General features: G+C 66.0%; 19 protein-coding genes and 1 other RNA gene. 8 read left to right on the forward strand and 12 right to left on the reverse strand.

Features of this window, described 5'->3' with window-relative positions; translation table 11 throughout:
• Window positions 1-26 precede the first annotated feature (26 nt).
• Window positions 27-920, forward strand: a complete 894-nt coding sequence (locus ACOQPH_RS02480) for an alpha/beta fold hydrolase (protein WP_420623175.1) — start codon at window positions 27-29, stop codon at window positions 918-920.
• Between the two features lie 104 nt (window positions 921-1,024).
• Here ACOQPH_RS02480 and ACOQPH_RS02485 read toward each other — a convergent pair whose 3' ends face one another.
• The 6 genes from ACOQPH_RS02485 to ACOQPH_RS02510 form a co-directional block, all read right to left on the reverse strand.
• Window positions 1,025-1,450, reverse strand: coding sequence for a PPOX class F420-dependent oxidoreductase (locus tag ACOQPH_RS02485; protein WP_420623176.1), 426 nt, complete (start codon window positions 1,448-1,450; stop codon window positions 1,025-1,027).
• An 87-nt stretch (window positions 1,451-1,537) separates the two neighbouring features.
• Window positions 1,538-2,923: a Fic family protein gene (locus ACOQPH_RS02490; protein ID WP_420623177.1), complete on the reverse strand. Its 1,386-nt coding sequence runs from the start codon at window positions 2,921-2,923 to the stop codon at window positions 1,538-1,540.
• A gap of 253 nt (window positions 2,924-3,176) precedes the next feature.
• Window positions 3,177-3,575 (reverse strand): hypothetical protein, encoded by a 399-nt coding sequence (locus ACOQPH_RS02495; RefSeq protein WP_420623178.1) that lies wholly within the window; start codon window positions 3,573-3,575, stop codon window positions 3,177-3,179.
• A 61-nt stretch (window positions 3,576-3,636) separates the two neighbouring features.
• A complete protein-coding gene (locus ACOQPH_RS02500) occupies window positions 3,637-4,452 on the reverse strand; it encodes a hypothetical protein (protein ID WP_420623179.1) in 816 nt (271 codons plus the stop codon).
• A 128-nt stretch (window positions 4,453-4,580) separates the two neighbouring features.
• Window positions 4,581-4,706, reverse strand: coding sequence for a hypothetical protein (locus ACOQPH_RS02505; RefSeq protein WP_420623180.1), 126 nt, complete (start codon window positions 4,704-4,706; stop codon window positions 4,581-4,583).
• A gap of 242 nt (window positions 4,707-4,948) precedes the next feature.
• Window positions 4,949-7,582 carry an integrase core domain-containing protein gene (locus ACOQPH_RS02510; protein WP_420623181.1) on the reverse strand — a complete coding sequence of 878 codons (2,634 nt, stop codon included), beginning with the start codon at window positions 7,580-7,582 and terminating at the stop codon, window positions 4,949-4,951.
• Between the two features lie 75 nt (window positions 7,583-7,657).
• Here ACOQPH_RS02510 and ACOQPH_RS02515 point away from each other — a divergent pair, with 75 nt between their 5' ends.
• A complete protein-coding gene (locus ACOQPH_RS02515; RefSeq protein ID WP_420623182.1) occupies window positions 7,658-8,440 on the forward strand; it encodes a hypothetical protein in 783 nt (260 codons plus the stop codon).
• A 219-nt stretch (window positions 8,441-8,659) separates the two neighbouring features.
• Here the strand turns inward: ACOQPH_RS02515 and ssrA are convergent.
• Window positions 8,660-9,022: a transfer-messenger RNA gene (gene ssrA, locus ACOQPH_RS02520) on the reverse strand.
• A 113-nt stretch (window positions 9,023-9,135) separates the two neighbouring features.
• Here ssrA and ACOQPH_RS02525 point away from each other — a divergent pair.
• Genes ACOQPH_RS02525 through ACOQPH_RS02535 form a run of 3 tightly spaced genes read left to right on the forward strand, consistent with a single transcriptional unit; the run spans window position 9,136 to window position 10,737 of the window.
• Window positions 9,136-10,032, forward strand: coding sequence for a 50S ribosomal protein L11 methyltransferase (locus ACOQPH_RS02525; protein WP_420623183.1), 897 nt, complete (start codon window positions 9,136-9,138; stop codon window positions 10,030-10,032).
• 42 nt (window positions 10,033-10,074) lie between these two features.
• Window positions 10,075-10,314 carry a hypothetical protein gene (locus tag ACOQPH_RS02530; RefSeq protein WP_420623184.1) on the forward strand — a complete coding sequence of 80 codons (240 nt, stop codon included), beginning with the start codon at window positions 10,075-10,077 and terminating at the stop codon, window positions 10,312-10,314.
• Window positions 10,315-10,326: 12 nt separating this feature from the next.
• Window positions 10,327-10,737 (forward strand): type II toxin-antitoxin system VapC family toxin, encoded by a 411-nt coding sequence (locus tag ACOQPH_RS02535; protein ID WP_420623185.1) that lies wholly within the window; start codon window positions 10,327-10,329, stop codon window positions 10,735-10,737.
• 54 nt (window positions 10,738-10,791) lie between these two features.
• Here the strand turns inward: ACOQPH_RS02535 and ACOQPH_RS02540 are convergent, their stop codons facing one another.
• Window positions 10,792-11,556 carry an SDR family NAD(P)-dependent oxidoreductase gene (locus ACOQPH_RS02540; RefSeq protein WP_420623186.1) on the reverse strand — a complete coding sequence of 255 codons (765 nt, stop codon included), beginning with the start codon at window positions 11,554-11,556 and terminating at the stop codon, window positions 10,792-10,794.
• Window positions 11,557-11,700: 144 nt separating this feature from the next.
• Between ACOQPH_RS02540 and ACOQPH_RS02545 the strand changes: the two genes are divergently transcribed.
• Window positions 11,701-12,750 (forward strand): ABC transporter ATP-binding protein, encoded by a 1,050-nt coding sequence (locus ACOQPH_RS02545; protein WP_420623187.1) that lies wholly within the window; start codon window positions 11,701-11,703, stop codon window positions 12,748-12,750.
• A gap of 46 nt (window positions 12,751-12,796) precedes the next feature.
• Here ACOQPH_RS02545 and ACOQPH_RS02550 read toward each other — a convergent pair whose 3' ends face one another.
• From ACOQPH_RS02550 to ACOQPH_RS02560, 3 genes are all read right to left on the reverse strand, one after another.
• Window positions 12,797-13,975 carry a phytanoyl-CoA dioxygenase family protein gene (locus ACOQPH_RS02550; RefSeq protein ID WP_420623188.1) on the reverse strand — a complete coding sequence of 393 codons (1,179 nt, stop codon included), beginning with the start codon at window positions 13,973-13,975 and terminating at the stop codon, window positions 12,797-12,799.
• A 155-nt stretch (window positions 13,976-14,130) separates the two neighbouring features.
• A complete protein-coding gene (locus ACOQPH_RS02555) occupies window positions 14,131-15,513 on the reverse strand; it encodes a replication-associated recombination protein A (RefSeq protein WP_420623189.1) in 1,383 nt (460 codons plus the stop codon).
• 83 nt (window positions 15,514-15,596) lie between these two features.
• Window positions 15,597-15,986 carry a VOC family protein gene (locus ACOQPH_RS02560; protein ID WP_420623190.1) on the reverse strand — a complete coding sequence of 130 codons (390 nt, stop codon included), beginning with the start codon at window positions 15,984-15,986 and terminating at the stop codon, window positions 15,597-15,599.
• A gap of 63 nt (window positions 15,987-16,049) precedes the next feature.
• On the opposite strand from ACOQPH_RS02560, the gene ACOQPH_RS02565 reads away from it, so the two are divergent.
• Window positions 16,050-17,699 (forward strand): fumarate hydratase, encoded by a 1,650-nt coding sequence (locus ACOQPH_RS02565; protein ID WP_420623191.1) that lies wholly within the window; start codon window positions 16,050-16,052, stop codon window positions 17,697-17,699.
• Between the two features lie 33 nt (window positions 17,700-17,732).
• On the opposite strand, the gene ACOQPH_RS02570 is transcribed toward ACOQPH_RS02565, so the two are convergent.
• On the reverse strand, window positions 17,733-18,233 hold the full coding sequence (locus ACOQPH_RS02570; protein WP_420623192.1) for a PGPGW domain-containing protein: 501 nt from the start codon (window positions 18,231-18,233) through the stop codon (window positions 17,733-17,735).
• Window positions 18,234-18,374: 141 nt separating this feature from the next.
• Here ACOQPH_RS02570 and ACOQPH_RS02575 point away from each other — a divergent pair, with 141 nt between their 5' ends.
• The gene (locus tag ACOQPH_RS02575; RefSeq protein WP_420623193.1) at window positions 18,375-19,250 is read left to right on the forward strand and encodes an MBL fold metallo-hydrolase; all 876 of its coding nucleotides are present in this window, start codon (window positions 18,375-18,377) and stop codon (window positions 19,248-19,250) included.
• The last annotated feature ends 4 nt before the right edge of the window (window positions 19,251-19,254 follow it).

Consider the following 19,254-nt stretch of genomic DNA (forward strand, 5'->3'; position numbering starts at 1 on the left):
CTGGGAGAACAAGCGGAGGTTTCACCATGCCACTGGTACAAGGTGACGGAGTACAGCTGTACGCGCAAGAAGCCGGCACCGGGCATCCCATCGTCTGGTTGCACGAGTTCGCCGCCGACTGCCGCACGTGGGAGGGCCAGGTTCGGCGGTTCAGCCGGAGCCATCGATGTGTCACCTACAACGCCCGTGGCTACCCGCCGTCAGATGTTCCGCAGAGCGATTCGGCGTACACATTCGAGCGCGAGCGGGAGGACTTGCGGGCTGTTCTGGACAGCTTCGGCATCGAGCGCGCCCACATCGTCGGCCTGAGCATGGGTGCCTACACGGGGTTGATGTTTGCGTTGCGGTATCCGGAGCGGGTCACGTCCTTGCTGTTCGCGAGTGGTGGGTCCGGTGCGTTCGGCGACACCCGGGCGGCGTTCCTGAGCGAGGTCCGCGCGGCTGCTGAGGCGATGATGAACGACGGGATGGAGGTCGCCGCGAATCGGCTCGCTGTTGGCGCCACCCGTGTTCAGCTCCAGAACAAAGACCCGAGGGGCTGGGAGGAGTTCAAGCAGTACCTGTCAGAGCATTCGGCGGTCGGCTCTGGGCTGACGATGCGCAATTTCCAAGCCGGGCGCCCGTCGCTGTACGACTTCGAAACTGAGCTGCGCCAGCTCGACGTCCCCGTTCTGTTGGCCGTCGGCGATGAGGACGACCCGGTCATCGAGACGAACGTCTTCCTCAAGAGGGTTCTGCCGCGTGCCGGCCTGTGGATTGCCCCGCGCACCGGTCATGGGATCAACCTCGAGGAGCCCGGCGCGTTCAACCAGATGGCGTCGGACTTCTTCAGCGCAGCAGAGGCAGGGCGTTGGACACGCCGCGATCCACGCGCCGATCCCGCTCATTCGATGCTCGGTGGCGCCCAACCAAGGACCTGAGCGGGATCAGCATTCCGCCAAGGTTCGGAACGCCTCGAGACTCAGCGGGCTTGGAGACACCACCGACGACAAGAGCGGGTCAGATGTCCTCGGGCAGGTCAGTCTCAGTCGGCGACGCCGTCGATGCCGACGATGCTGGTCGGGCGCAGGCGCACCAGGCATTCGCCGGGGCCCGAGTTCCGCTCGCCGAACGATTCGGCCTGATCCACGCCCATGTAGCGAGCACCAGCGAGAGTGGACACACGCCGTAGCTCCTCGAGGTCTCGGGAGATCTCGACGACTCCGTCCACTTTCACGAACGCGTACGGCGGCGCTTCGGTGTCGACGACCAGCGAGACGCGCTGTTCGCGCGTCATGGCCAAGGCCTTGCCGCTGCGCGTGCCGGTAGCGAAGAGCAGATCGCCGTCTTCCACGACGAACCAGACAGGCGCTACATGGGGGCGACCGTCGGCTGCGACCCACGCGAGCTTGCCCGTCCGTAAGCCGTCACTGAGGAAATCCAGAGCTGCCGAGGTGCTCATAGGGCGCATGTCGGTTCCCTTCGTGCGGCGGAACGGGGCGGGGTTCCGGCCAGATAGTTCCTGCAGGTCAGACGGTATGAAATTGTGCGCCGTGGGTCAGTAGGAGTGGTTGCCGCTGTGCCCTGCACGTCGGGTGCATTTCTTGCGGCTGCGGACTCCGACGTGTTGGCATCTCGGTTGTGCGCGGCGTTCACGGGAAGCGTATTGCTGTGCGCTGATTTCTGTTGTGATCTGTCCGTGCAGCAGGGCAGGCACATTCGCTGACTCGTCGGCGTGAAGCAGCCAGCATTGATCAAGCAAGTCGTGTCTGTTGTCAACCACGTGCAGGATCGAAGGCACCTGGAATACTCGTGACCCGCTCTCGCTCTCGTACACCTCTGCGATGAGCCCCGCATCGACCAGATGGCTGAGCGCGCGCGTGATTGATCGCAACGGCCGTTCGACTCGCTCGGCGATGTGCGCTTGGGTGAGTGCCGGCATTGTCTCCATGACCCGCAGAATCTCCGAGGCAGCCGACTTGGCGCGGAAGCGCTGGTTGTCCCATTGCTGGCGCCAGCCGCTCAGTGCGTTCGAGATGAGCATGGTGTAGCTGCAAGCCACTGACATCGCATCGGCGACGAATTCTGCAGATGCGTACATCGCCTCGGCGCGCTCAAGGTCGTGCTTGTCTCCGACAAAGGTTTGATAGTGACGAAGACTGTCGTAGTAGCTCATCTTGCGTGCATCGATGGCAGCCGAGAGTGGCGCGGCGATCGGCAGCCGGCTGTCTCTTCGCATTACGAGGTGCATCAGTGCTCTTCCGACACGCCCGTTTCCGTCCGGGAACGGATGGATCGTCTCGAACTGGGTGTGGACGAATGCTGCCTTCGCGACTGGCGATCCCCACATCGGGCTCGACGCATATTCGACGAGGTCGTCCATGAGGGACGGCACCAGTTTGGGTGGCGGTGCGACATACGCTGCCCCGTCGGGAGTTCTTGATTGATCCCCGACCCATGCGGGATCGGTTCGCAGACGACCCGGCTCGAATTCCTGTGCGGTTCGGGTGAACAGGCTGCTATGCAAGTCCTCGATGTCAGCAACCTTGACCGGGCAGCTGTTGTCGTGTCCGAGATCCAGTGCCAGCGAGTGCATGAGTGCATTTCCCAGCGCCCGTTCGTCGTTGAGGTCGGTAGTCCGCCTTCGTCGCCCCCTGCGGGACTCCAGGAGGCTGATGGACCGCAGCGTCGTCTCGATTCCCTCCACATTGCTCGACGCGATCGCTTCGGTGCGATTCAGGCACCACCTGAGCGCTGGTGTGTTCTCGACGCTCTGCGTCAGGTCAGACAGCTTGCGCTGGACCCCGGCGAAGCGCTCCATGGCGTCGGCGTTCGGCGTCGGATGCCAGTCAGCGAGCGTGTGTGGGACATATGCCTGATACGAGTCGGTGAGCAAGGAAGTGCCTCGCCAGTGGGCGAAATCGAACTCCACAAATCTGCCCATGCTGCGAGTCTAGCCACCAATTCAAGTTTCGGTCACTTAAATTCCTAAATGACCGATATTGCACAAACCGGGTCACTTAGCGCTGTGCACAACTCCGGTGTTCGATTTCGAGCCGGCTGACATCGACGTACGCGACCAGCAGATCTTCGTCGGCGTCTTGGCTGCGCAGGCTTCCATCCCGTAGTCCGTCCAGAAAGAGCGGCAGCCGAGGCTCAGTCCATCACGCTGCTCCCGGCGTCTGTGCCCACGAAAGCTAATCGTCCATCAGGCTTCGGGCGACGCCAGCGTCACGACGCTGCTTTTCCGCCTTGCGACGCAGATCCCGCGCCGTGAAGTCGTCTTGGGTCTCAGATACCTGCGCAAGCAACCGGTCCGCTTTGGCGTCAGCCTTAGCCGCCACTTTGGTGAGGTGGCGAGTCCGCCATTGTCGCCAAATCGTCGGAGCGGTCTTATCGAGACTCCCGACGGCGGTTCGGTGCTTCACGACGTGGTGCAGTCGCAGGTTGGTGGCCAGCGACAGCATCAGATCCGCAGCCAGCGCAATCAGGCCTGCATTCAGCGACCAGAACAACACCAATGAGGCAGAGGCTGTTCGTGCTGCAATGGCGCCAATCCGCAGTCCGGTAGCGGTCCGGTCAATGCCGGGACGCACGAGCTGCCCATCGGGCCGCCGAGGTCGGCAGAGCAACGACAGGGCCTCAACTGGCATTGGGTCAGCATCCGTTCCGGTTACGCATGTTGCAGCTGTTGGTAGGACGGTTCCCCCCGCTGCCGTCACCGGTGCCAAGCCACCCGCGCCTATTCCATGCGGAAACAACAACCAACGGAACAAACCGTGCCACGGTCACCGCAGCGTCGACGCATGCGGGGATGGCCGCGCAGGCGCGGACCCACGTCGGGTCGGCGACCACCGGATACGTAGCGCCTTCATGGTCAATCGTTTGCGTCAGCGTCGTTCCATCCAATCGGTAGCTCGTCGCCACCGACTCGCCCAGACTGTCAAGAGCCCACGGCGCCAACACCGCTCCGGCCTCGTTGCCGTCGTCGTCGAAGAACTTCACCGATCCGTCAGGTTGCAGTTCCGCCGAGTGACCAGCAGGCACTGCATTCTCGAAGCGATGCTCGGTGGCAGCATCTTCGCTGCTGATCACCAGCAGCGCCATGAGCGACGAGCCATCGTCGGGAGCGAAGATCAGCAGATCCACATCCTCGTCGTCTTGGAGGACCCGGACCTCCGACGGGACGATCCCGCCGGGAACCCACAGGGCTTCATAGCTGAGCACATCAACAGATCCAACAGGTCCCTGAGGCCCCTCAGGGAGCACCTCGTCGAGCACATCCTCATCGGGCACCGGTTCCTCACCATCGCCAGAGTCGTCGCCTTCGTCGGCGATCGTGCCGCCTGGAGAATCCTCGCCGAAGAGGCCCGAGCCCCCATCGCCCGTGGCCGCCGCGGGTGCCGCGGTCAAGGCGCTGGCCAACAGGGCCACAATCGCTATCGGTGCCCAAAAACGGATGCGCTTGATCATCGTCGAACTCCTTTCTCGAAGCAGCCCGCACGACTCGCCAGCGATGACATGGCAACCGCGCCGCCTCGAAATCTCATCAACATCAGCATATATAATTGCATATCACTCATATTTTGGCCACATGACGATCATGCGCCCAGGCAGATTGCGATGCCGGCGAGCCCTGACATCGCGGCGATTCGGGACGGCTCGCCGTCGAGCACCTGCAACGCAGCGATCGACGCCAAGGTGGTGCCCAAGCCCAAGTTGGCCATTAAGGCACGCCACCGGCTCAGGCGGAACTTGCGCCGCATGTCCCGTGTCAAGAATCTGGGACGGTTTCGCTGTCTGGTGGTTGGGTGGTCGGGGTCTGTCGGTAGCGGTCGATGGGTCGGGCCATGGCTATGGCTTGGTGGGGCCTGAGGCGTATCTGACTCTTCGCGACGGATCGGGTTGGGATTCAGGCCGTATCCGATGGTCGCTGGCGGGTTGTGGTTGGTGAGGGTAGTCGGCGGGTTCATCGCTGGCTCCGGTGCCAGGCTCGGCGTTGTTCGTCGGCGTTTCGCATGCCGTGGGTGCGGGCTGCGCGGATGGTGTTGCCGCGGCCGTCGTGTTCGTCGTTGGGGGTGACGTAGCCGATCGCTTCGTGCAGCCGGACGCTGTTGTGGTGGACCCGGACGCGTTCGAGTTCGGCGGCGAGCACGGCCGGGTCGGTGATCGTGGTCAGGTGTGGGTGCTCGCGTTTGACGTGGCCCCACAGCGACTCGATCCACGCCTGGTCGGTCGGGGTCGACGGGCGACCGAAGTGTTGGGCGATCGAGCACAGCGCCATGAACCGGCGGGTCTCGTTGGCGTGCATCTCGGTCCCGTTGTCCGAGACCGCCAGCAGCAACGGCGCCCGGTCGCCGTCGGGGAGCGCGGTGTCGGGGTCGGTGAGGCGGGCTCGGAGCTCGTCGGTGAGCAGTCCCTCGTTGTCGAGCCCGCGGCTGAACAGGACCCGGGCGGCGACCGAGTCCGGGTTGGCGGTGAGGCGGGTCGAGATCCACTTGCGGGACACGAGGTCGACAATCGCGTACGCGTGCTTGGCGGCGACGCAGCGTTCGAACTGGGAGCCGTCCCAGCACCACAGCTGGTTCGGGTGCCACTCACACCAGTGCGGCCACGGCGTCTTCACGGTCCGTGCCGGTCGTGGAGCTCCTTGCAGGGCAAGGCCGTGACGGGCCAGCACCCGATCGACGGTCGACGGCGACGCCCACACCCGTTGCTCGTAGGAGCCGCGGTGAGCGAGCTTGCGATGCGACCGGTCCACGTCGCCCCACTCGTCGAACAACGCCAAGATCTCAGCCTCCTCCCACTCCAAGAGCCCGTGGATCGGGTTCCCGCCCGGGCGGGCGTCATCGAGCCCGCCCCCGGCTCGGCGCTGCTGCCACCGCCACGCCCGACCCCGGTCCAGCTCGACCACCGCGCACGCCCGGTTCAGCGTCCAGCCGGCATCGACCGCATCGTCGATCAAGGACAGCAACGCCGCCTTGGCGGTCCCATCGACACGGGCGGGAACCGGACCGCTCATCCCGGGCGCGATTTTCCCCGCAGCACCGCCAACTCGACGGCCTGCTCGACCACCGTCGCCTGGAGCCGGTCGACCTCGGCCCCCAACGCCGCGGCCTCCGACGCCTCCTGGCGAGACTGACGCGGCCGGCCCGGCCTCGACGCCCCCAGCGCCGCGATCGCTCCATCGCGGGCAACCGCTCGCAGCCGGGTGATCACCGACCGATCCACCCCAGCCTCGGCTGCCGCGTCGGCCTGGGAGATCTGCCCCGTCAGCATCCCCAGCCACAAGTCGTACTTCTGCTCTGCTGTCAGCATCCGCTTCGGCTTCCGCGGTGTCGATGTCATCGTTGACGGCCTCCACAATCAAGGCCAGCAACCATCTCAGATGCAGTCTGAAAGAACCAGGATCCCGTCGCGCGAAGTCAGACGCACCACAGGGCCGGATCGTGTTGTAGGTCTTGTGGTAGGCGCGGACCTGGGCGGCGAGCTCGAGACCGTCTGTGATGTCGCGCCTGTAGAGGTGCTCGTATTTGACGGCGCCGAAGAAGCGCTCGATGACTGCGTTGGTCCACGGAGCGCGGTTGGGTGTGCGGATGCGGGCGATGTGTCCCTTGGAGGCGACCCAGGCAGCGAAGCGCCCAGACTTGGGGCACGGGCCGTTGTCGGTGACGATCCGCATGGTGCGGGTCTCGCCGGTGTCGGGGTCGACGAGATCGGCTGTCCAGCTGATGCCCAGCAGCCGCTCGACCTCAGCGAGCGCTGCTTGGAGGAACTCGATCGCGTCAACGGTGGTCTTGGGGACGCTGACTTCGCACGCCAGGGCAGTCTTGGCCCAGCACTCCACGACCCCGCCGAGGTTCCATTTGCCCGCCGAGTCGGTCTCGAACTCCGAGAAGTCGGCCTGCCACAGCCGGTTCGGTCTCGACGGCGGCGAGACGAACGCTTCTTTGCGCGCCCCGGCGAGCCGGCGGATCTCGCCGGTGCACTTCGCCGGCAGCGACAAGCCGTTGCAGGCCAGCACCCGGTGCATCGTCGAGTCGCTGACCGGGCCTGGGGAAACGCCGCCGGCCCCGACGCGCTTGAGCTCGGCCAGCTTGGGATGCCCCCACCCCTCCCAAGCAGCGGCGAGGGCCTTGGCGTCGGCCTCGACGGCGTCCTGGGCCGGCGCAGGCCACGGCCCCTTCGATGCCGAGCCGGCCTGCTGCCAGCGATACCACGTCGCCCTCGCCACGCCCGTCACAGCACAGAACCGGGTCACGCTCACCGCCGCCGCCCGGCGCTGCGCGTCGAGCTCGTCGAAGCCCCATGCAGCGAGCCCCCCTTTTTTCCACAGCCGCAACTCCATGTGAGCCTCGCCCAAGGCTGTATTGAGCTGCTCGATCTCTGCGGCGAGCTGCTGCTCGCGGGCAGAGGGCCCATGGCGAGCGCCGGCCTCGAGGGCCTGCTGACCGCCGGCGAGGAACTGATCACCCCACTTCGAGATCGACACCTCCGACGCGGCTTCCCGCCGGGCTGCCGCCGCGATCGAGATCTCGCTGCGCAACACAGCCAGCACGATTCTCGTCTTGTCCTCCACGGACTTGGCGGGCTGACGGCCCATCAGGGTTCTCCTTCAGGTCAGCACCAAACAACGACCTGTCTCAAAAAGCCTGACACGGGACACATGGGGTTCACCATGAAAGGCGAGAGCTTCGTGCGCAGGCTGCACGCACTGGGCATCGATGTCGTCATGGCTCTGCCACCCAACGATCGGACCCGCGTCGACACTCGCCTCAAGGGACGAACCCCCAACGCCGTCATCGAGAACGCCGGAACTTTCTTCCACGGGTGGCTGCCACCACAGTGGGAGGTACCTCCGGACGACCTCAGCGACGACGAACTGCGCGACTGGTACGCCCGCCGACTGATCTGGGCGTTCACCACCCACCAGCATCTCGGCGGCGGCGACATCCAGCTGCGAAGTCCGTTCGCCAACGGACGACTCACCACCGACAAGAGCGTTGCCAACACAACCGGCGCTACTCATGTCGTCAAACCTGAGTACGCGCCCGATGCGAACCAAGCGCACGTGACCATGAGAGTCGACCAACGGGATCGTCATCAGCGGCTGCCGTATGGCACTCGCGCATGGTGGCTGGCGTACATACGTCGGCTCATCGTGGAGACCGTCAACGCTCGCCTCAAGACGGACGCGGGACTGTCAAACAAGAGCTGTAAAGCCATGGGCATCGCCGCTCACACCATGTCCGCAGTCCTGCTCGCCGCCGCGTACAACCTCGACGTCACCCAACGAGTCGCCGACGAAGCACGACGCGACAGCATCGCAACGGAAGAAGGGCCGACCAGCACCGTCGCGCACAGCGACGGCGAAGCGATTGCTCTGCAGGAGTACTACAGCGGACCCGCCGCCGTCCAACCAGCGGCACGCCCACCGCCTCGGACCAAGAGTCTGTCCTGACACGCAATTCCGACGGTTGCCTGACCGTCAGAATTGACGCGCCCTAGAACACGCTCAACGGCACGCCGCCGAGCGCGTACTAGCCCTGAAGCGGGGCTTACGAGCCGATTCGCGCCCAAATCAAGCCGAAAACCCACAAACGAGCACCGAGTCCGCTCAATCCAACGGATTTCTGAAGTACTTGCGACCTCAAACACGCACTACTGGCGACATATCACGTGGTGGAGGTGGCGGGAATCGAACCCGCGTCCTTCAACGTTTCGGTAAGTCTTCTCCGAGCGCAGTCGCTGTGAGATTGTCGGGTAACTGAGGGCAGCAACACCCTGGCAGTCGCCTTAGCCGTCTGTGAGAGTCCCCGTCACCCCGTCGGCACGGGTGGCGGGCTAGCCCTGCAGATGATGGCACCGACGCCCGCAGGACAGGGGCAGTCGGGCCGAACTCACAACCTAAGTTCAGGCTGCGAGCACCAGATCGTCGCGTTCGACGTTGGCGTTTGTAAGTTTTCCGGCTCTTTAACGTGGATCCGGAGACCACGGCTCGCTTCTCTCACTTCAACCGTCAAAGTCGAAACCGATCACCCCCAAGTGGTTGCAGGAGCCATGCTGGCATAGCTCCCTCGGCGACATACCACCCTAGCGATGGCCTGTGACAAGGCGAACGCAGCGCGGGCTCCGACAGATGGCGACAATGCGGGAGTGAGCAATCAGGCCCGGAGAACTTCGGTGTGCGGTGACCCCGGCGTCGGCGGCGCGTGCGTGGTGCTGGCTGATTCGCGGCCGCTCGGGGGCCATGCACCGTTGCCGCCTCGCCTGCCGCCGCTGCTGGGGGCGTTGGCACTGGCCGTGTCGAACGAGCTGCTGAGCCGTGGCCGCTGGGTGAGCCGGATTCGAGTGGCTGATGATCAGACCGCCCGCGAGGTCGTGGCGTTGCTGCGTGCCGATGGCCATGCCGCTGTGCTGGGGCCGGCGGACGAGGCGCAGGCAGTCGGCTGGCTCAACCGGAACCGGTCTGTGGCAGTGGGAGAGCAGTTGGCGGTGTGCTTTCCTTGGGCGGAAGCCGACTCGCCGGCAGCTGTCGAAATCGACACCGGTGGGGTGTTCGGTGCCGGAACGCATCCGTCCACCCGGCTGCTGGCCACATGGCTGTCGAGGCAGGCAGCCGACGGCAAGCGGGTTCTGGATGTCGGATGCGGCAGCGGGGTGCTGGCGCTGGTCGCTGCACGACTTGGTGCTGCCGAAGCGGTGGGCATCGACATCGAGCCCGCCGCAGTGGCGGCTGCTCAGGCCAATGCCCGTCGCAATGGGCTCGAAGCGACGGCCCGCTTCAGCACTGCTGCGGTCGGAGACACCGATCTGGGGACCTTCGACTACGTGGTGGCCAACATCACCGCCAATGTTCTGACCGACCTTGCGCACGAGATCGCGGCGCGTGTCGCCCCTGGAGGTCATCTTGCGCTGAGCGGCATCTCTGCTGCTCAGGTGTCGACCGTAGCAGCGGCATACCGCCTGCACGGCATCGAACTTGCCAACCCGATCCGGTTCGACGACTGGGTGGCCTTGGCGAGCAGAGGATCAGGCGATGCAGCGGCATAAATTATGCTATGTGGCATATGCAGGGGTGACAGTATGCGCACCATGATCGTTCTGACCGACAACCAGCACGCCCTCGCTAAGCGCAAGGCAACCCATCAAGGCATCTCGCTGTCGGAGTACATCCGTCGGCTCATTGACCGAGATCTCGAAGAGGCTGCTCCTGCGCAGAGCATCACGGCTCTCTTCGGGCTGTTTGACGACGGCGGCTCGAACATCGCCGCCGGCAAGCAAGCCATGATCAGCGACGCAATCAACAAGCAGTTCGCCGAAGAGGGCCTGTAGGCCAGGATGGCGGTGTTTGTCGACACCAACGTTTGGTACGCGGCACTCAACGACAGCGATGCCGACAGGGACTTGGCTCGTTCGCTTCTCGCCGAGCATGAAGTCTCACTCGTCACCAGCGATCATGTGCTCACCGAGTTGTGGAACCTTGTGAACGCAAGAACCCACTATGCCGCAGCGAACCAAGCGGTGAACGCGATTCAGGCTTCACGCGCTCGAGTCGAGTGCACCATCGATAACGATCTCCAAGCTGCCGAGGTGATCAGACAACGGTTCGGTGATCAAGGGTTCTCTTTGACCGACCGGACGAGCTGGGCACTGATGGAACGACTCGGCATCTCCGATGCGCTGTCGTTCGACGAGCACTACCGGATCTACAGGTACGGACCCGAGGGGCGTCGAGCGTTCAGGGTGCTGCCGTAGTTCGTCAACCCAAGGGCTGCGAGCCGGCAGGGCGGCGGTGCGAGTTCTTGATCGCTACGGGCCGGGGGCGGGGTAATTCGCCCAGGCGGTGACGCCTTGGTAGCCGCCGTCGACGGTGATGGTCTGGCCGGTGATGTAGCGGGCCTCATCGCTGGCGAGAAAGGCGACCACGTCGGCAATCTCTTCGGGCACGCCCCAGCGGCCGAGGGCGATATGGCGTTCGAGGCCGTCGGCAAGGCCGGGGATCTCGCGGCCGGCCTCCCACATTTCGGTGATGATGAGGCCCGGGGCCACAGCGTTCACCCGGATGCCGAAGCGGCCGTAGGTGGCCGCTTGCGAGCGGGTGAGCGAGTCGAGGGCAGCCTTCGTTGCCCCGTAGGTGGGCAGTTCGCTCACGCCGACCGAGCCAGCAATCGACGACATGTGTATGACCGAGCCATGTCCTCGCTCGCCCATCTGGCGGGCGAGTGCCCGGGTGGTCTCGAGCGGCGCCAGGTAGTTCAGCTGCAGCACGGCCTGATCGCCGCCAGGTTCACGCAACTCGCCCCGGCCAGCGTTGTTCACCAGGATGTCGACGCCGCCGAGCGCCTCGACCGCTGCAGCAGCCAACTCCGCTGAGGCGCCAACTTCGCTCAGGTCGCTGCGGATCACCACCGGATCGTGAGGCAGCTCGGCGCCGAGCCGCTCGAGGTCATCGGTCGCACGGGCGGCCAGCGCCACCCGTGCCCCGTCGGCTGCCAGCGCCCGGGCGCAGTGCTCGCCGATGCCTCGACTCGCCCCTGTTACCAGCGCCGTTCGTCCGCTCAGCCGATCCGCCATGTCCCGATCCTCTCGTGGCACGCTCCGTTGCCCCTCAGTCTGCGTCAGGATCGTCTGCGCCCGCTCACGGAGCCAGCGCGGACGGCGAGACAGCTGCAGAAATCCCGGACCGGCGACACCTGCGGAGTGCGTAGCGTCAGGGTCGTGGCCACGACGGGAACCGGCGGCGGGACGCTGCGCATCACCGGCGCCCACGTTCACTTCGACGGAACGAAGGCGCTCGACGGGGTGGACCTGGCTGTCGGGGACGGCGAAATGGTGGTGCTGCTCGGCCCTTCGGGCTGCGGAAAGACCACGCTGCTGCGCGCTGCTGCGGGCCTGCAGCCGCTCGATGCCGGGCGGATCGAGCTCGACGGCCGGGACCTCACCGGCCGGCGCCCCGACCAACGCGGCATCGGCTTGATGTTCCAAGACGAGGTGCTGTTTCCTCACTACGACGTCGAGGGCAACGTGGCGTTCGGGCTGCGCATGGCCAAGGTGCCCCTTGCTGAACGGCGCCGGCGGGTCGCCGAGGTGCTCGAACTGGTCGGCTTGGCGGGTTTCGAAGGCCGCAACGTGGCGACGTTGTCAGGCGGAGAAGCACAGCGAGTCTCGCTGGCGCGGGCGCTCGCCCCCGAACCGAGGGTGCTGCTGCTCGACGAGCCATTCGGCTCGCTGGATCGGTTGCTGCGTGAGCGGCTCATCAATGAGCTGCGGCCGGTGCTCGACCAGGTGGGCGTCACCGCCGTGCACGTCACCCACGACCATCACGAAGCGTTTGCCTTGGCAGACCGCATCGCCGTGATGGCAACCGGGCGGCTGCTGCGTATCGGCACTCCCGAAGAGGTGTGGACCGATCCTCGCACGGCGCCGGTTGCCCGGTTTCTCGGCCACACCAATGTGTTCGACGACGAGGTACCGCCGGTGCTTGCCGACGCTGCCGGTCGAGGCCAGGCCTTCGTCCTGCGTGCCGACCGCGTCGAGGTCGCCGCTGCCGACAACGACGGGTCCGACACCAGCGATGGTCGAGTTGTGCAGCTGCCGGCCGCAGTGGCCCGGTGCCGGTTCCGGGGTGATCGCTACGAGCTGCGGCTTAAAGCGGACGTGGGCGGGACGACGACCACGCTGGACGCCATCACGCCCCATGGCCCGTCCGTCGGAACCAACGTGACGCTGCGCATCGGACCCAGCGCGGTCATCCCGCTCGAGGGCTGATCTCGGCGCGCCGCAACAGACCGCTGCGGCCGGTTCGGGCTCGGGGCTAGATGCCGAGGTCCTTCAGGTTGTAGTCCTTGATGGCCTCACGGGCGGCGTCGTCCCAGACGAATTCGTGCTCGCGGCCCACGTTGGGCGCATAGACGAACGGCGTTTCGTCCCCGAAGCGCTTGGCTCGGGCATCGATCGCCCAGCCGATCACCCGGGACCGCTCGGCGATGTACGCGTCGTCGTAGAGCGAGATCGGGTTGTGGACACCGCCGCTGCGCACCCCGTGCACCGAGCGGCGCCGGTGGAAGCCGAAGTTGATGGTGACCCGCGACCGTTCGGAGGTGTTCGCGAACGAGCCGTGGATGGCCTGACGGCTGGTGATCGCGATGTCGCCTGGGTCGCACACCATCGGGACCGCGTCACCGAGCCGATCTGAGCCGGCGGCCAGGCACATGGCCTTGATGTCCACCTTGCCCATGCGATTTGAGCCCGGCACGACCCACAGGCCGTTCGTGGCATCGCAGCCGTATAGCTGGGCCATGAAGTTGAAGCCGTGCGTGCCCTCGTCAAGCTCGGGATGGTCCCAATGGGTCCAGCCGTCCTGGTGCCACGCCACCGAGCCGCCGAGGCCGGGCTGCTTGATCCACACGACCTCGTTGAACGGCGTGAAGTCGGTTCCGTTCAGCGCCTGCGCGACGCCGAGCAGGCCAGGGTGCGCGTACACCCGCAAGCAGGCTTCGGAGAATTGCAGCGAGCCGCTGATGACCTGCACCACCCACTCAGGCGCTTCGTCGGGGGCGGCGGGCTCAATCATCTTGAAGGGGTGACGGCCGTGAGCCACGTCGGTGCCGCCGTAGGGGTCGGTCAGCGGGCGGACGAACGAGACGGCTCGGCCCTGGTGGCCGGCGCCGAGAGCGGGCCGTCCGTGACGGTCGGTAGTCACGTCGGGTGCGGTGGGGCAGCGGTCCAGCATGTCGATCACGTCGGCCTCGATGTCGGCCAGCTCATCAGGGCCGAGCACCCCAGTGAAGATGTAGAAGCCGCAGCGCGAGTACGCCTCGGCGATCTCGGGATGCAGCCGACCGTCGTCGGTGAAGCGGATCGGCCCGCGATTGCCGAGTTGCATGGCTCGCTCGGTGCCTGCGGCCCGGTAGGCGACCATCTCGTCTTCGACGTCGCCGTAGCTGACGATGGGCACCTCGGCCAACCCCAGCATTGCCGCACCTGCGCGCATGTCACACCCCCGCACAAGGGTCAGGGGCATGTCGTCGTGCCCCCGCCGTCCCTGTCATTCAACCACGGCCCGTGGCCCCCCTGCCGGTTGAACCGGGGCGTGCCGGTGCGCCGAGGCTGGCTGCCGTCGAGACGCCGTCGCAGCCTCGACGGTGCTCAGTGAGTACCGTGCTGCTCGTCGCTGTCGGTGTCGCGTGGACCCCGCAGGTCGCGTTCGCGGCCGTGTTCGGAGGGTTCCCAGTAGACGTTGGAGGCGACTTCGTTGGGCCGGTACTGCTGGGGCACCCAGCCGGTCGGATCATCGTGCGGGTACTGGTAGCCGTCACCGTGGCCGAGCGATGCTGCGCCCTGATAGTGGGCGTCGCGCAGGTGGATGGGCACCTCGCCCGCTCCTGCGGTTCGAGCGTCGGCCTTCGCTCGGCCAAGTGCCACGGTCACCCGGTTCGACTTGGGCGCAGTGGCGAGACGCACGACTGCGTGGGCCAGGTTCAGCTGTGCTTCGGGCAGCCCGACGTACTCGACGGCGCGGGCTGCGGCTTCGGCCACGAGCAGGGCTGTGCTGTCGGCCATGCCGATGTCCTCGGACGCCAGGATGACCATGCGGCGGGCGATGAATCGCGGGTCCTCGCCGGCGTCGAGCATGCGGGCCAGCCAGTACAGGCCTGCGTCGGGATCCGAGCCGCGGAGCGACTTGATGAATGCGCTGATGGTGTCGTAATGGCCATTGGCGCCATAGCGGACGGCCTTGGCGTCGACAGCATGCTCTGCGTCACCCAGGGTCACGCGCAGGCGTGACGTGTCGTGTGACGTATCGGCTGCAGACGTGTCGGCTCGAGGCGTGTCGGCGGAGCCGGCGGCCACGGCAGCTTGACGGCGAGACGCGAGAGCGACAGCAACCTCGGTGCTCGTGAGGGCGTGTCGGCCGTCGCCGCCGCTGCGGGCCGCGATGTGGTCGACGGCGTCATCGTCGGCGGTCGCGCCCTCGGCCGCCAGGGCCCGGTCGATCAGCGTGCGCAGCGCAGCGTCGTCGAGCGGCACCAGGCGGAACAGCGTCGAGCGTGACAGCAGCGGTGGGTTTACCTCGAAGTGGGGGTTCTCGGTAGTGGCGCCGATCAGCACGATCAGGCCGTCCTCGACCGCAGGCAGCAGCGCATCCTGCTGGGCCTTGTTGAATCGGTGCACTTCGTCCAAGAAAAGGATCGTGCCCCTGCCGAGTTCCCCGATTCGCAGCCGGGCCTCGGCAATGATCTCGCGGACGTCCTTGACGGTGGCGCTGACGGCCGACAGCTCGCAGAACTCTTTGGCAGTGCTGGAGGCGACCACGCGTGCCAGCGTGGTCTTGCCGGTGCCGGGAGGTCCCCACAGGATTACCGACGACAGGCGATCGGCCTCGATCAGCTCCCGCAGCGGCCGGCCAGGAGCGAGCAGGTGGTCCTGACCCACGATCTCGTCGAGCGTTGCGGGTCGCAGCCGGGCAGCGAGCGGGGCTTGGCGGGTCAGGCGCTCCCTTCCCGCAGCCTCGAACAGCCCCTCGCTCACGCCCTGACGGTACGCCGCGGCTCCCGTGCGCCGGCACATCCGGCAGGTGCGCAGCGTCTGCGAATTGTCTCCAGACGTCGTGATCAGAGTTCCGGGTGGTCGACCTCGTAGGAGCGGATGCGCTTGGCGAAGCTCAGGTCGTGGCCGGCGGGATCGAAGATCGGGAACATGCGCTCGCCCCAGGGCGCATCGCGCGGTGGGGCCTGCGGTTCCAGGCCTGCGTCGAGCGCTTGCTGGTAGAGCTCATCGGGGTCGTCCACGTGGAAGATCGCCCGGCCCCAACCGGTCTCGGCTTCGGACGGGCTGTCCACGGCGATCAGGTTCACGAAACACCCGCCGCTGCGCAGGGTGCTGAACGGTGCATCGTCGCCGCCGTAGCTGAGCCGGAAACCCAAGGCCAGATAGAAGCGGACCGATGCCGACATGTCGGGGGTCCGCAAGGTGATCGCATTGATCGACTCGACGCTTGCCACAGCCACATTCTGGCGGTGCGAGCCTGCGGCGCGCCAGCATGCCCGCCTCCCTAGCATGAAGTGATGAGCAAGTACTCCCACGTGGAACTGCTTCCCACCGGTCCCGCCGATGTGACCTACCGGCACCTGACCTCGGATCACGTCTCGACCATCACGGTTGCAGGTCGACGTTTCCTGCAGGTCGAACCCGAGGCACTGCGGCTGCTCACCGCCGAGGCCATGCGCGACATCGCTCACCTGTTTCGCACCGACCACCTGGCAGCGTTCGCTGCAATCCTGGACGATCCCGAAGCGTCGGCCAACGACCGGTTCGTGGCCCTCGAATTGCTCAAGAACGCCAACATCGCCGCTGGGGGAGTGCTGCCCAGCTGCCAGGACACCGGCACGGCGATCATCTGGGGCCACAAGGGCGAGCGTGTGCTCACCGGCACCGACGACGAACCCGACTTCGACGACGCCGAAGCCATCTCCCAAGGAGTGGCCGACACCTTCCTCACGTCAAATCTGCGCTACTCGCAGCTCGCCCCGCTCGACATGTTCACCGAGGTCAACACCGGCAACAATCTGCCTGCCCAGATCGAGATCTACGCCTCGCCGGGAGACGAGTACGAGCTGGTCTTCATGGCCAAGGGGGGAGGCTCGGCCAACAAGAGCTTCCTGTTCCAAGAATCCAAGGCGCTGCTCAATCCTGAGAGTCTCCCCCGCTTCCTCGACACCACCTTGCGCACGTTGGGCACCTCCGCCTGCCCGCCGTACCACCTTGCTGTCGTCATCGGCGGCACGTCGGCGGAGTTTGCCGTCAAGGTGGCCAAGTACGCCTCGGCCAAGTACCTCGACACCCTGCCCACGGCAGGCAGCGAGGCCGGGCACGGCTTCCGCGACCTCGAGTGGGAGCAGCGCATCCTGGAGCTCACCCGCGAGTTCGGCATCGGGGCGCAGTTCGGCGGCAAGTACTTCTGCCACGACGTGCGGGTGGTGCGCCTGCCCCGCCACGGCGCCAGCTGCCCCGTGGCAATCGCAGTGTCGTGCTCCGCCGACCGCCAAGCGCTCGGGCGGATCACCGCGGACGGCATCTTCCTCGAACAGCTCGAGACCGACCCAGCCCGCTTCCTGCCTTCCACCGAGGAGCAGCAGCTGTCGAGCGCCGTCGTGCCGATCGACTTGAGCCAGCCGATGGACGCCATCCTCAACCAGCTCACCCAGCACCCTGTCAAGACCAGGCTGTCGCTGACCGGCACGCTGGTGGTTGCCCGCGACATCGCCCACGCGAAGCTGAAGGAGCGTCTCGACGCCGGCGACGGCCTGCCTGACTACCTGCGCGATCGTCCCGTGTACTACGCCGGGCCCGCCAAGACTCCCGAGGGTTACGCCTCAGGCTCGTTCGGTCCCACTACCGCCGGGCGCATGGACTCCTACGTCGAGCAGTTCCAGGCAGCCGGCGGCAGCCTCGTCATGCTCGCCAAGGGCAACCGGTCCCGCCAGGTCACCGAGGCGTGCGCCCGCTACGGCGGTTTCCACCTCGGCTCCATCGGCGGTCCAGCCGCTCGGCTTGCCAAGGACTCGATCCGCAAGGTCGAGGTCCTCGAATACCCCGAGCTGGGCATGGAAGCCGTCTGGCAGATCGAGGTGGAGGACTTTCCCGCGTTCATCGTGGTCGACGACAAGGGCAACGACTTCTTCAGCGAGGTCTCCACCCCGGTGCATATTCATTGAGTCGACCGGCGCTTCCTGCCCGGCCGCTCAAGCTCAGTCGCGCCAGAACAGCGCCACTTCGATCGGATTGATGTCGCCCACGGTCAGCCAGATCGACAGGGCGATGCCCGCCAATGCCAGCAGGATCATCGTGATGACGGTTGAGCGAGGCAGCTTGCCTTCGGCGTCCGACGGCAGACGCTCGCGCACCTTGCGCAACAGGCGATCCGCCCAGGCCACGTCACGGGCCAGGATCGCCAGACCCACGGCGACCACCAGCATTCCCGGTCCGGGCAGCGGCATCAGGATGATGCCGAGCACCACCACGCCAAGTCCGAGTCCAATCCGGGCCAGGCGGATGACCGAGTTTCGCCAGGCTTTCTGCCGGGTCGGCTCGCGCTCGCCGGTTGCGAGTTCGGCTTCGATCGCGGCGTCGCGGAAGCGCTCGCCACGTTCGGAACCCTGCCCGGCGGCGCCGGAGGGCGAGGCGTCGATGTTTACGGTCTCGGCTTCCGGTGTTCCGGCATCCGATCGCTGGGTCTGAGTGTCGTCCATGTTCAGATCGAGTCGGCCCTTACCGGCAGTTGAAATGGTTGTCCGGTTACTGGCTTGTCCCCGGCGGCAGGGCATTGCGTCGCAATAGTGTGGCGTGCCCGCCCGCGAAACCGCGCGCACACCCCACCAGGAGAGCCGACGATGCCGACCGTCGACAAATCGACCCCCATCAGCTGGACCGTGGGCGATGCCCGCATCACCCGTATCGCCGAGCTCGAGGTGCATTGGCCCTTCGGCATCCTGCTGCCCGGAGCTGAGGACCTCATCGACGATTACGACTGGCTGCGCCCCGATTTCGTGACCGATGACGGCCGCATGCGTCTGTCGATGCACTCGTTGGTCATCGAATCGGCGGGCATGCGGATCATCGTCGACACGTGCGTCGGCAACGACAAGTCACGCCCCGGTGCGCCGCCGTTCGAGAAGCTCTCCACGCCGTTTCTGGAAGATCTCAACGCAGTCGGCTTCGCCCCCGAGACAATCGACGTCGTTGTCTGCACCCATCTGCACGTCGATCACGTCGGCTGGAACACCCGGCTTGTCGACGGCGCATGGGTACCGACCTTCGGTAACGCTCGATACCTGTTCGTGCAGGCCGAATACGACTACTGGCGAACGGAGCCGCAGGACTTCGGCCCGGTCTTCGAGGACTCGGTGCAGCCGGTCATGGACGCCGGGCTCGCAGATCTCGTCGCTCCCGACCACCGCATCAACGACGAGGTCTGGTTGGAATCGACGCCTGGCCACACCCCAGGCCACGCCAGCGTGATCGTCCAGTCGGCAGGGGAGCAGGCGGTCATTACGGGCGACATGATCCACCACCCGCTCCAGTTCGCCCATCCCGATCTGGCCTCCAGTGCCGACTACTCCGCCGATGGCACCTCGACCGCCACCCGGCTCGAGGCCTTTCCCCGGTGGTCCGACGGACGGCTCGTCATCGGCACTCACTTCGCCGGGCGCACCGCCGGCCACATCGAGGCAACCGACGAGCCCAGCACCTGGCGCTTCGCCCCCTAGACGG

Origin of the sequence: Candidatus Poriferisodalis sp. (assembly GCF_965221945.1) — a bacterium.
Lineage (GTDB): Bacteria > Actinomycetota > Acidimicrobiia > Acidimicrobiales > Poriferisodalaceae > Poriferisodalis.

Excerpts from the sequence above, each read along its gene's own strand:
- ACOQPH_RS02480 (WP_420623175.1), top strand. The coding sequence starts at position 27 with ATGCCACTGGTACAAGGTGACGGAGTACAGCTGTACGCGCAAGAAGCC.
- ACOQPH_RS02485 (WP_420623176.1), bottom strand. The coding sequence starts at position 1,450 with ATGCGCCCTATGAGCACCTCGGCAGCTCTGGATTTCCTCAGTGACGGC.
- ACOQPH_RS02490 (WP_420623177.1), bottom strand. The coding sequence starts at position 2,923 with ATGGGCAGATTTGTGGAGTTCGATTTCGCCCACTGGCGAGGCACTTCC.
- ACOQPH_RS02500 (WP_420623179.1), bottom strand. The coding sequence starts at position 4,452 with ATGATCAAGCGCATCCGTTTTTGGGCACCGATAGCGATTGTGGCCCTG.
- ACOQPH_RS02505 (WP_420623180.1), bottom strand. The coding sequence starts at position 4,706 with ATGGCCAACTTGGGCTTGGGCACCACCTTGGCGTCGATCGCTGCGTTG.
- ACOQPH_RS02510 (WP_420623181.1), bottom strand. The coding sequence starts at position 7,582 with ATGGGCCGTCAGCCCGCCAAGTCCGTGGAGGACAAGACGAGAATCGTG.
- ACOQPH_RS02515 (WP_420623182.1), top strand. The coding sequence starts at position 7,658 with ATGAAAGGCGAGAGCTTCGTGCGCAGGCTGCACGCACTGGGCATCGAT.
- ACOQPH_RS02530 (WP_420623184.1), top strand. The coding sequence starts at position 10,075 with ATGATCGTTCTGACCGACAACCAGCACGCCCTCGCTAAGCGCAAGGCA.
- ACOQPH_RS02540 (WP_420623186.1), bottom strand. The coding sequence starts at position 11,556 with ATGGCGGATCGGCTGAGCGGACGAACGGCGCTGGTAACAGGGGCGAGT.
- ACOQPH_RS02550 (WP_420623188.1), bottom strand. The coding sequence starts at position 13,975 with ATGCGCGCAGGTGCGGCAATGCTGGGGTTGGCCGAGGTGCCCATCGTC.
- ACOQPH_RS02565 (WP_420623191.1), top strand. The coding sequence starts at position 16,050 with ATGAGCAAGTACTCCCACGTGGAACTGCTTCCCACCGGTCCCGCCGAT.
- ACOQPH_RS02570 (WP_420623192.1), bottom strand. The coding sequence starts at position 18,233 with ATGGACGACACTCAGACCCAGCGATCGGATGCCGGAACACCGGAAGCC.
- ACOQPH_RS02575 (WP_420623193.1), top strand. The coding sequence starts at position 18,375 with ATGCCGACCGTCGACAAATCGACCCCCATCAGCTGGACCGTGGGCGAT.